Consider the following 10920-nt stretch of genomic DNA (forward strand, 5'->3'; position numbering starts at 1 on the left):
CAGCGCGCCGACGACTATCTCGCCGGCAAGATCGACGAGCCGGTCCAGACCGCGCCGCTCCGCGCGCAGGAGCTCGACAAGTTCGGCCGCGCTTATGCGACCGGCCGCCGCAAGGACGCCGTCGCGCGCGTCTGGCTGAAGCCGGGCACGGGCAAGATCACGATCAACGGTCGTGACCAGGAAGTCTATTTCGCGCGTCCGTCGCTGCGCCTGGTGATCAACCAGGTGTTCGGCGTGACCAGCCGCGAAGGCCAGTACGACGTCGTCTGCACCGTCAAGGGCGGTGGCCTGTCGGGTCAGGCCGGCGCGGTCAAGCACGGCATCAGCCAGGCGCTGACCAAGTACGAGCCGTCGCTGCGTACCCCGGTCAAGCGCGCCGGGTTCCTGACCCGCGACAGCCGTACGGTCGAGCGTAAGAAGTACGGCCGCGCGAAGGCGCGTCGCAGCTTCCAGTTCTCGAAGCGCTAGGACGCGGGCGGCTTCGGATTGCGCAAGCACTCCGAAGATTGGCCACCGAAGGAACAAGGGCGGTCCGGCAACGGGCCGCCCTTTTTCGTCTGGCGCGGCGGCGCGATGCGGGCAAAGCTGGCGGCGAGAAATCAAGGGGGTGACGATTCGGCATTTTCGGTGGCGGGCGGCTGCGGCGATCCTCGCGGCGGCGACCCCGGGCGTCGTCCCGCCCGCGTCCGCCCGGGCCGCCGACACCGCTGCCGCGCCCGCACGGGTGACTGTGAAATTCGCCCCACCATTGGGGCGCGTGCTGCGCTTTCAAATCAGCACCCAACGCTACAAGGACGGCAAGCCGACGATGCCGCGGCCAGCGGTCTGGGTCGAGGAACTGCGCTACGAAAAGGCCGATCAGGGCTTCACGCTCTATTGGCGAATGGACCCCGCCAGCCTGCCGCCGGAGATGCGCTCGCCGATGATGGCACCGATGATCAAGCCTTTCACCGGTGATCCGGTGGCGTTTGACGTCGATGCGACGGGAAGGATCGTTCGCGCGCGCGATTGGCCGGCTACGCGCGCAGCGATGGAGACAACGGTCAAGGACTTGCGGCCGCTACTGATGGCCGAGCCCGGCGGGACCGCCGCGATCGCCGACAAAGTCACGGCTTTTCTGATCGCGCGCTTCGACCAGGTCACGGCCGAAGGAGCGCCGGACGTGATCATGCAGAACATCGTTCCGATCTTCTCATGGTCCGATTTTTCGATGGCGATCGGGGAAAGCCGCGAGGCCGCGGTTCAGATGCCGATTGCGATGTTCGATACCAGCGTCAACGTGCGCGCCAAGGTGACGCTGCTGGGGTCGGACGGCCAATCGGTGAGACTCCTCGATCATGAGTCGGTCGATCCGGCGGAGCTCCAACGGGTGATGAAGGTGCTGGCGGCGCGGATCGACGCGAGCAAGAAGCCTCCGGCCATCGATGAAACGGCTCTCGATCTGGTGGGCACCATCAACGTCACGGTCGACATTCCGACCGGCATCGTCTCGCGGTTCGACATGGAAAACCGCCAAGGCGAGGATGGGCCTTTGGTTCAGAAGCGCGTGATCACCTGGCTGCGCCAGGCGCCGGCATCTTAGTCTAGCGGCTCGGCGTTTTTGGCATGTGCCTTTCACGATCGCGAACGTCATGCGGATTGCGCAAACCTCTTGCAGGAATTTGCGGGCCGCGCCTCGCGATCGCTGTGATAGCATCGCGATCGTGCCGGGGCGGGCGACTCGAACGGAGACGATCATGGCGACCATCACCACCCGCGACGGTACGACGATCTATTATCAGGATATGGGGTCGGGACAGCCGATCCTGTTCTCGCATGGCTGGCCGCTGTCGTCGGAAGCGTGGGATCGCCAGCTGGTCGACTTCGCGCATCTCGGCTTCCGCACCATCGCGCACGATCGCCGCAGCCATGGCCGGTCGTCCCAGACCTGGGACGGCAACAACATGGACCAATATGCCGACGATCTCGCCGAGCTGATCGAGCAGCTCGACCTCAGGGACATCGTCCTGGTCGGCCATTCGACCGGCGGCGGCGAGGTGACGCATTATTGCGGCCGCCACGGCACCGCGCGCGTCGCCAAAATCGTGCTGGTCGGCGCGGTGCCGCCGATCATGCTGAAGAGCGAGGGCAACCCCGAAGGCACGCCGATCGAGGCGTTCGACGGCATTCGCGCCGGCACGCTTAATCGCGCACAATTCTACAAGGACCTGACCATGCCTTTCTATGGGTTCAACCGCGACGGCGCACAGGTGCAGGACGGGCTACGCGACAATTTCTGGCTCCAGGGCATGGCAGGCGGCCTCAAGGGCCATTATGATTGCGTCCACGAATTCTCGGAAGTCGATTACACCGAGGATCTCAAGAAGATCGATGTACCCGCGCTCGTCATCCATGGCGACGACGACCAGATCGTGCCGATCGCGGCGGCCGCGCTGAAGTCGAGCAAGATCCTGCCGAACGCGACGCTCAAGGTCTACGAGGGCGCCCCGCATGGCCTCGCCGAGACGATGCCCGAGAAGTTCAATGCCGATTTGCTCGCCTTCATCAAGGGCGAGGTGGCCGAACAGCCGATCCTGATCGCCGAGCAGGTCTAACCGAGGGGGAGGCGGCCTGGCGACGGGCCGCCTCCCGCTTCAGGACCCGCGCCGGGGGACGAGTTTCCGCGTCAGGGTTTCCGTCGTGGTGCGCGTTTCGACCTTGCCGTCAGTTCCCTTGATCACTGCCCGAGTCACCGTCGTGCGGCGCCATGGCTGCCCATCCGGGTCGGTGTCGAAGGTCGTCGCAATGGTGCCCGAAATGTCCTCGTTCGAATGGGCGCGAACGGCCTCGTCGCGCGTCAGCGGTTTGCGCATGATTTCAGCAGTAACGAGATCGGCCTCGACGCGACCTTCTCGAATCTTGTCGGGGTCGATCGCCAAGTCTACGGTAAACGTCGCGCCGCCGGGGCCGGTGCTTTTCCGGGTCAGCGGCGCCGGTGCGCGCGCAAGGGGACTCCGATAGGAAGCGCCGTCGCGAAGCTCGACCGCGCCCCAATCGACCTGGCCGATCATCGCGATCGCCGATTGCGGATCGCATTCGATCCGGACAGCGGTCCAGGTGAAGACCCAATGGCCGCAGGCGGTGCGGTCGAGTTTGGCGCGCTTGAGCCAGCGGTCGGCACGCACCTGTAGTTCGGCAGCGTTGAGCAATCGCAGCGGACCGTTGACGGGCCTCAATACCCGCGCGGGCAATTGCCAGGTAATGTCGCGGTCCTGCGCGGTGGGGTTGGGCAGGTCGAATTCGAGTTCCGTGCCGGTATCGCCGGTCGCGATCACGCGCTCGATGAGGGCGTCACGGTCATACGAGCTACCCGCCATGCCGCCATCACGCTGCTCGATGGATTCGCTCACGCGCTCGAGTCGGTACATGTCGCCGATGCGCGGCTTCGGTTCTGCGGTTCCCGCCTGAGCGGATAGAACGGGCAGCAGAAGAAGGGTCGCGATCCGTATCATGCGATTCATCAGGCTGCCTTGCTTTTCGGGGGGACGCGTACGTCGGCCGCGGACGCCGATCCGGGCAATATCGATGATGTTTCCCGGATTTCGTGCCGGATCGCGAAGCTAGCGAACAGCGGCTCGAAACGATCCAGCGTGAGCAGAGCGGAGGCGTCGCGCGCGCCCGGCGCGACGCGCCCGGCGAGGATGTCCTCCGCCAGCAATTCGGCGGCCATCGTCGGGATTTCCGGACCGTCGCCCTGTTCGGCGATCAGCGACCAGCGTCGCTCGAGCCCACCCGCGCGCAGCACCACCTGCATCGCCGAGCGATCGCCGCCGAACCGAAGCATCAGGCGATAGAGCGGCATCAGCAGGCGCCCGATCCCGGCGAGCGACGTGATCCAGCGCCAGCGGACCGGCCAACTCAGCAGCCACAAGGCCCGCATCTGCAAGGCGAGTTCGGTGCCGGCGCGGAACGTCACGGCGGGCCGGCCGGGAAGCATCGCGGGGAGCAAATCGAGATCGGGCACCTCGGCCAGCGCGACGAGGCGGCGGCGCAGCGGCTTCAGGCCGGCGACATCGATCGTCGCCCGGCGCATGTCCTGCCAGCCATGACGGACCGTCCAGGCCTCGCCGTTCCACAACCGGACGGGCCGGCCGACATAGGACAGGATCGCGCGCGCGACCGATTCCCCCGCGCTGGCACGGTTCGAGGTGGCGATCAGCAGGTCGACCGCGTCGACCCTGGCGAGCCCCTGCGCGAGATGGCGTACCACCGCGCCCGACAAAGCGGGGACGCTCGATGCGCCGCTGACGATCGCCACGCCGGCGGCGCGCGCTTCCTTGTCGAGCGCGCCGATTCCGGTGACGAAATCGCGTGCGTCGGCGAGGTCGAGATAGGGAATGCGCATCGCCACACAGGCGTCGGGGACCATGCGGTCGCCGCCCTGGAACGGCCCGGCGGCGTCGATCACGAGGTCGGGGCGAAGTTGCGCCATCACCATGCCGATGCCGCGCTCGCGATCGGCCCGGACGGGGTCGCAACCGGGATGCGCGGCGCAGAAGGCGGTCGCTTTGGCGATATCGCGCCCGGCGACCAATATTGCGTGCCCGCGTTCCGCCAGCCGTCGCGACAGCCGCGCGCCGAACGTGCCATAGCCGCCGATGATTAGAATGCGGCTCATTCGCGCGTCTCCGCCAATCGTCGGTCGGGGCCGACCACGGCGCGAAACACCAGACCGCTTCCCATGCCTATTCCAGCCCAGGTTGCCAGTTCCGGGAGATTGGGCACCGACAGGACGATGGGTGCCGCGCCGATCACGGCGCCCGCCAATCCGGCGTGCCACCAGCGCATCGGCCATCGCAGCCGAAGCAGTAGATACGCGGGAAGCGCAAATAGCAGGGTGGGAATGATCGTGATCAAAAAGCCGAAGAGCAAGACGAACGGCGTGGAGGTTATTGCGGTGCGCACATCCAGCGGCGGGTGCGCCCAAGCCGCATCGAGAAACAGTCCGATAGAAAAGAGTAGCGGCGCGCACATCGCCGCGGCGATGATCCCGAGTATCACGCGGCGGCCGCTTGGCATCACCCTATTCCCTCATCCGCGAAAATCGCGACCTGGTGAATCAACTCGCCGAACCAGGGATGGACGAGGTCGAGCGTGAAGGCGAAGCGGCCGCCGCCCTGATCGATATGCGCGACGGTGAGGTCGCCCGGCTTGAGCCAGCGCGGCAGGCATAGTCGCCGGCGGCGACCGAAAGCGATGAACAGATGATCGCCCCGGAACACCAGCGCCCCATCCTCCGCGCTCAGCCGGAGCGCGATACCGAGACCGAGGCCGAGATATTCCTCGATTCCCGTCTTCCCCGCGAAACGCTTGGCGCTGTGGATTACCTGCGGGAAGCCGTCGCGGCGGCCATATTGTCGCGTCCAATATTGTCCGCCGCCGGCGATGTCCTCGGTCACGCTGACGCAGGCGGGAACACCGGTATTATCGTGGAGCGGCAGTGGCGCGCCGACCAGGCGGACGAGGTTCGCTAGCACGCGGCCGCCAACGCTGATCCGGCATTCCGCGACTTCGCCGACATAGGTCACGCACGCGCCCGCGGTGACGTGCCGGAGGAAGCGGCGGCGCACCGCGAGCGGCAGGCTGAGCCATGCCTCGCGCCCGAGCAGGCGGACGAACGGGCAATCCCGCTCGTCGGCGGCGGGAGCGGGGCAGCGCGTCCAGCCGTCGAAACGCCGGTCCAGGAACGCATCGGCCATGCTCGCCATCGCCCGTCTCCCTTATTTCGCCTTGGCTTTCGGCAGGAAGGCGAGGACGCGCTTGCCCATGCCGATCAGCATCATCAGCCGGCTGGGCGGGACCTCGATCATCTGCTGGTACCAATCGTCGATCGTCATCACGAAATCGCGCATGTCGTCGATCCGCTGGCGCGCGATGCGACCGATCCGGGGATCGCGCGCGGCGGTGTCGGCGCAGGTCCCGAGCGCCGCGACCGCGGGATCGATCTCGCGCTCCTTGCGGCCCTGGGCGATCCGGGTCAGCATCTGCCAGAGATCGACTTCCGCCTCATAATGGTCGCGGCGGTCGCCCATCACCGGCACCCGGCGGATCAGCTTCCAGCCCATCAGCTCCTTGAGCGAATTGGACGTGTTGGAGCGTGCGATCCTGAGCGTGTCGCTGATGTCCTCGGCGGTCAGCGGGCGTTCGCTCAGATAGAGCAAGGCATGAATCTGCGCGACCGAGCGGTTGACGCCCCATTGCCCGCCCATCTCGCCCCAATGCAGCACGAACTGGAGCACCGCCGGAGGCAGGAGATCCGAGTTGTTCGTAATTTCTGTCATGACAGAAATATATGACAGAAACTTCTTGGCGTCAACCCGGCGACGGGGTATCGATCGCGCGGTGGAACATGCTGATGCCTTGCCCGCGATCGTCGATTTCCTGCGCCGGGTGGGAATCGCGGTGGATTGCGCTTCCCTGCCCGAGGACGGCTTCCTGCCCGCCATCGCAGTGCGCGAGGGGCGCCTGCTCTATGATCCCGATCGCCTGCAATGGCCGGGGGATCTGCTGCACGAAGCGGGGCACATTTCGGTAACCGATCCCGCGCAGCGCCCGACCGTGGAGTCCTTCGACAGCGACGGTGGCGACGAGATGGCGGCGATCGCCTGGTCCTACGCCGCGGCGCTCGCGGCGGGCATCGATCCCCGCGTGGTGTTCCACGATCATGGCTATCGCAACGGCGGCGAAACGATCGCGGAGAACTTTGCCGCGGGGCGCTATATCGGCGTCCCGATGCTGCAATATTATGGCCTGGCCCGTCGGCCTGCCGATGGTGGCGAGCAATATCCGGCGATGATCAAATGGCTGCGCTGACCGAAGCGGGAGAATGGCCGACGATCGCCGAGCAGGTCGCCCGAATCGTCGCGTTCCTCGACGGGATCGGCATTCCGACGGCAGAGGCGGCCTTGGCGGAGGATACCGTCCTGCCGGCGATGACCGTGCGCGACGGGGTGATCCTCTACGATCCGGCGCGGTTGGAACGGCCGGGCGACTTGCTGCACGAAGGCGGGCATATCGCGATGACCGATCCTGCGCTTCGCTCCACGGTGAGCGACTTCAGCCTCGCCCCGACCGCACGGGGCGACGAGATGGGCGCGACCGCCTGGTCCTGGGCCGCCGCGATCGCGGCCGGGCTCGACGGGCGCGTGGCGTTCCATCCCGATGCCTATCGCGGAGAAGGCGAATGGCTCCAGCAAATCTTCGCGGACGGCAATTATATCGGGTTGCCGATGCTACGATATTACGGGCTCGCGCGTTTCCCGCACGAGGAAGGCGAACAATTCCCGGCGATGATCAAATGGCTGCGATAACTCGATCAATCGACACCCGGCTTACGCTCGGGTAAGGCGGTCCGATGGCTGAACTTCCTTCGACGCCGTTGCTCGATACCGTCGCGACCCCTGCCGATCTGCGCAAGCTCAAGCCCGAGCAATTGCGCCAGCTCGCGGACGAATTGCGCGCGGAGACGATCTCGGCGGTCGGCACCACCGGCGGGCATCTCGGCTCGGGGTTGGGCGTGGTCGAGCTGACCACGGCGATCCATTACGTCTTCAACACCCCCGACGACCGGCTGATCTGGGACGTCGGGCATCAATGCTATCCGCACAAGATCCTGACCGGGCGCCGCGACCGCATCCGCACCTTGCGTCAGGGCGGTGGACTGTCGGGGTTCACCAAGCGCAGCGAGAGCGAATACGACCCGTTCGGCGCCGCGCATTCCTCGACCTCGATCTCGGCGGCGCTGGGCTTCGCCATCGCCAACAAATTGGTGGGCAAGCCGGGCAAGGCGATCGCGGTGATCGGCGACGGCGCGATGTCCGCCGGCATGGCCTATGAGGCGATGAACAATGCCGAGGCCGCCGGCAACCGCCTGGTTGTCATCCTCAACGACAACGACATGTCGATCGCGCCGCCGGTGGGCGGGCTATCGGCCTATCTCGCGCGGATGGTCAGCTCGAGCGAGTATCTCGGGCTGCGCAACCTCGCCAAGCGCGTCACCGCCAAGCTGTCGCGCCGCGTCCATAACGCCGCGCAGAAGGCGGAGGAATTCACCCGCGGCTGGATGACCGGCGGGACGTTGTTCGAGGAACTGGGATTCTATTATGTCGGCCCGGTCGACGGGCATAATCTCGACCATCTGATTCCGGTGCTCGAGAATGTCCGCGACGCCGAACGCGGCCCGATCCTGGTCCATGTCGTGACCAAGAAGGGCAAGGGCTATGCCCCGGCCGAAAATGCCGACGACAAATATCACGGCGTCCAGAAATTCGACATCATCACCGGCGCGCAAGCCAAGGCGCCGCCGGGACCGCCGGCTTATCAGAATGTCTTCGCCGACCAGTTGATCAAGGAAGCCGATGCCGATCCACGGATCGTCGCGATCACCGCGGCGATGCCCTCGGGGACCGGGATCGATCGCTTCGCCAAGGCGCATCCCGACAGGACGTTCGATGTCGGTATTGCCGAGCAGCACGCTGTGACCTTCGCCGCCGGCCTTGCCGCGCAGGGCATGCGGCCGTTCTGCGCGATCTATTCAACCTTCCTGCAGCGCGCCTATGACCAGGTGGTCCACGACGTCGCCATCCAGAACCTGCCGGTCCGCTTCGCGATCGACCGCGCCGGGCTGGTCGGCGCGGATGGTGCGACCCATGCCGGCAGCTTCGACGTCACCTATCTCGCGACGCTCCCCAATTTTATCGTGATGGCCGCCGCCGACGAGGCCGAGCTGGTGCATATGACGCACACCGCGGCGCTCCACGACGACGGGCCGATCGCGGTGCGCTATCCGCGCGGGAGCGGGGTCGGTGTAGCGCTGCCCGACACTCCCGAGCGGTTGGAGATCGGCAAGGGACGCATCGTCCGCGACGGCAAGAAGGTGGCGATATTGTCGCTGGGTACGCGATTGCAGGAGGCGCTGAAGGCGGCCGACGCGCTCGACGCGCGCGGGCTGTCGACGACGGTCGCCGACCTGCGCTTCGCCAAACCGCTCGACGAGGAGTTGATCCGCCGCCTGCTCACCTCGCACGAGGTCGCGGTGACGATCGAGGAAGGCGCGGTCGGCGGGCTCGGCGCGCATGTGCTGACCTTGGCGAGCGATACGGGGCTGATCGACGCGGGGCTCAAGCTGCGCACCATGCGGTTGCCGGACATCTTCCAGGACCAGGACAAGCCCGAGGCGCAATATGCCGAGGCCGGGCTCGATGCCGACCACATCGTCGACACCGTCCTGAAAGCGCTACGCTATAATGAAGCGAGCGTGGCGGATGGGGCAAGAGCCTGACGCGGAACGCCTCGCCGCCCGTCGGCCAATCCTCGCGGCACATTCTTATCGCCACCGCGCACAACCTTCGACGGCGGCTCGCGGACTGAAATCGCGTTAGCTTCTCCCGATCGGCGATGGACCGGCGCAAGTCCGGCCACGCGACGGGAGAGGGAGAGCTCCGATGCGGTATCTGACCGTGGCACTGGTGTTGGCCTGCGCGATATCGGGCGCACATGCACAATCCTATCCGGGCAACGTCACGCTGCAGGACAAGGTCTATTTCGGCAGCGCTTGGGAATTGCTCGACAAGCAGGCGCCGGGCGCCGCGATCCCGCTGGGAAACGGTTATGGCGACGTGCAGACGATCCGGTCGAGCGATGGAACGATGTTCGCCGGCATCGTCGACAAGCGCGACGCGAGCGGGAAAATCACCGATGTCATCCTGACCTTCACCGGGGCGACCGGCGACGACGCGGTCGAGGGCGAGGCGATCCTGCTCGACATTCCGCTCGACGAGGCGGCGAGCGCGGTTGCGCTTTATCAGGGACTGCTCGACAATCCGAGTTATGCCGGCGCGCGGATCCATGTGATGGGCCACTCGCTCGGCGCCGGCTATTCCGAATATGTCTGTGCCTATGCGCTGGCGACTAATGGCGCTGTGTCGACCGACGCCCGGGCGGATTTCGTCGGGTTCGGCGCGCCGCTATGGCAGCAATCGGCCGCGCTCCACTACGGCCTCGATGCCCGTGCGCTCGACGGCCATTTCACCGGCTATACCGCGGCGAACGACCCGGTGCGGATCAACGGCGTCGTGTCGGCCGGGATCGATTATGTCCTGCCCGCTTACGACGGCGCGCAGCTATTTGCTTTGAACCCGATCGGGGCGCATTCGCCGACCACTTATATGAGCGCGCTCGGCACGCCGGCCTGGATGGATGCGGCGACGACGCAATATGTCATTGCCCAGGCCTATGCCGGATACGGCACGCCGCTCTACGGCAGCGGCTATGCCATGCCGCAACCGATCCCGCTGACGATCAACGGCGATCCGGCGGGGGATATGTTGGTGGGGCTGGCCGGTGCCGATACGATCACCGGTGGCACGGGCCAGGACGTCATGACTGGCGGCGGCGGGGCCGACCACTTCGTGTTCGGTGCCGGCGATTCGGGCGCGACCGCCGCTACCGCCGACCGCATCACCGATTTCAGCCAGGCGGATGGCGACAAGATCGACCTCTCAGCGATCGACGCGCGGCCGGATTTGCTGCTCAACCAGCATCTAATGTTCGTGTCGGGCGGGCATTTCACCGGGCCGGGACAAGTGATCAGCTGGGTCGATGGGAATGTGACTTGGGTCGCCGTCAATCTGAACGCCGATCCGGCGCCGGAGATGCTGATCCGGCTCGACGGGGCGGTGACGCTGGGGGCGGGGGACTTCGTTCTTTAGAAGTTCCGTCGGCGCCGCACCAATAACCGCCACCCCGGCCGTGGGGGGGGGGGCGCCCGGGGGCGGGGGCGGGCCGGCCGGGGGGGCCGGGCGGGGGGGGGGGGGGGGGGGCCCCCGCCCCACGGCCGGGGGGGGGGGGGGGCGGAGTGACGCGGGGGGGGGCAGCGCCCCG

General features: G+C 66.5%; 12 protein-coding genes. 7 read left to right on the forward strand and 5 right to left on the reverse strand.

What is annotated here, in order from left to right; genetic code table 11:
• The 3 genes from rpsI to ACTHJR_RS05525 all read left to right on the forward strand — a co-directional run.
• A partial coding sequence (rpsI, locus tag ACTHJR_RS05515) for a 30S ribosomal protein S9 (RefSeq protein ID WP_440522122.1) occupies positions 1–468 on the forward strand: 468 nt, incomplete at its 5' end.
• A 415-nt stretch (positions 469–883) separates the two neighbouring features.
• Complete coding sequence (locus ACTHJR_RS05520; protein ID WP_440522123.1) at positions 884–1582, forward strand: hypothetical protein; 699 nt, start codon at positions 884–886, stop codon at positions 1580–1582.
• 154 nt (positions 1583–1736) lie between these two features.
• The gene (locus tag ACTHJR_RS05525; protein ID WP_440522124.1) at positions 1737–2594 is read left to right on the forward strand and encodes an alpha/beta fold hydrolase; all 858 of its coding nucleotides are present in this window, start codon (positions 1737–1739) and stop codon (positions 2592–2594) included.
• Between the two features lie 39 nt (positions 2595–2633).
• Here the strand turns inward: ACTHJR_RS05525 and ACTHJR_RS05530 are convergent, their stop codons facing one another.
• From ACTHJR_RS05530 to ACTHJR_RS05550, 5 genes are read right to left on the reverse strand one after another with little or no spacing between them, the layout of a single operon-like run.
• Positions 2634–3491, reverse strand: coding sequence for a hypothetical protein (locus tag ACTHJR_RS05530; protein WP_440522125.1), 858 nt, complete (start codon positions 3489–3491; stop codon positions 2634–2636).
• 8 nt (positions 3492–3499) lie between these two features.
• Positions 3500–4657 carry an NAD-dependent epimerase/dehydratase family protein gene (locus ACTHJR_RS05535; RefSeq protein ID WP_440522126.1) on the reverse strand — a complete coding sequence of 386 codons (1158 nt, stop codon included), beginning with the start codon at positions 4655–4657 and terminating at the stop codon, positions 3500–3502.
• Positions 4654–5058 carry a hypothetical protein gene (locus ACTHJR_RS05540; protein ID WP_440522127.1) on the reverse strand — a complete coding sequence of 135 codons (405 nt, stop codon included), beginning with the start codon at positions 5056–5058 and terminating at the stop codon, positions 4654–4656. Before ACTHJR_RS05540 ends, ACTHJR_RS05535 begins: the two co-directional genes overlap by 4 nt.
• A complete protein-coding gene (locus ACTHJR_RS05545) occupies positions 5058–5747 on the reverse strand; it encodes a DUF4166 domain-containing protein (RefSeq protein ID WP_440522128.1) in 690 nt (229 codons plus the stop codon). The genes ACTHJR_RS05540 and ACTHJR_RS05545 overlap by 1 nt, the downstream gene beginning before the upstream one ends.
• A gap of 12 nt (positions 5748–5759) precedes the next feature.
• Entirely contained in the window at positions 5760–6320 is a 561-nt protein-coding gene (locus ACTHJR_RS05550) for a GbsR/MarR family transcriptional regulator (protein ID WP_440522129.1), read from the reverse strand.
• A gap of 61 nt (positions 6321–6381) precedes the next feature.
• Here ACTHJR_RS05550 and ACTHJR_RS05555 point away from each other — a divergent pair, with 61 nt between their 5' ends.
• The 4 genes from ACTHJR_RS05555 (at position 6382) to ACTHJR_RS05570 (ending at position 10748) form a co-directional block, all read left to right on the forward strand.
• The gene (locus tag ACTHJR_RS05555; RefSeq protein ID WP_440522130.1) at positions 6382–6852 is read left to right on the forward strand and encodes a hypothetical protein; all 471 of its coding nucleotides are present in this window, start codon (positions 6382–6384) and stop codon (positions 6850–6852) included.
• Positions 6840–7349, forward strand: a complete 510-nt coding sequence (locus ACTHJR_RS05560) for a hypothetical protein (RefSeq protein WP_440522131.1) — start codon at positions 6840–6842, stop codon at positions 7347–7349. The genes ACTHJR_RS05555 and ACTHJR_RS05560 overlap by 13 nt, the downstream gene beginning before the upstream one ends.
• A 44-nt stretch (positions 7350–7393) precedes the next feature.
• The gene (gene dxs, locus ACTHJR_RS05565) at positions 7394–9319 is read left to right on the forward strand and encodes a 1-deoxy-D-xylulose-5-phosphate synthase (protein WP_440522132.1); all 1926 of its coding nucleotides are present in this window, start codon (positions 7394–7396) and stop codon (positions 9317–9319) included.
• Positions 9320–9482: 163 nt separating this feature from the next.
• The gene (locus ACTHJR_RS05570) at positions 9483–10748 is read left to right on the forward strand and encodes a hypothetical protein (RefSeq protein ID WP_440522133.1); all 1266 of its coding nucleotides are present in this window, start codon (positions 9483–9485) and stop codon (positions 10746–10748) included.
• The last annotated feature ends 172 nt before the right edge of the window (positions 10749–10920 follow it).

It is taken from the genome of Sphingomonas sp. (genome assembly GCF_051962185.1).
Taxonomy (GTDB): domain Bacteria; phylum Pseudomonadota; class Alphaproteobacteria; order Sphingomonadales; family Sphingomonadaceae; genus Sphingomonas.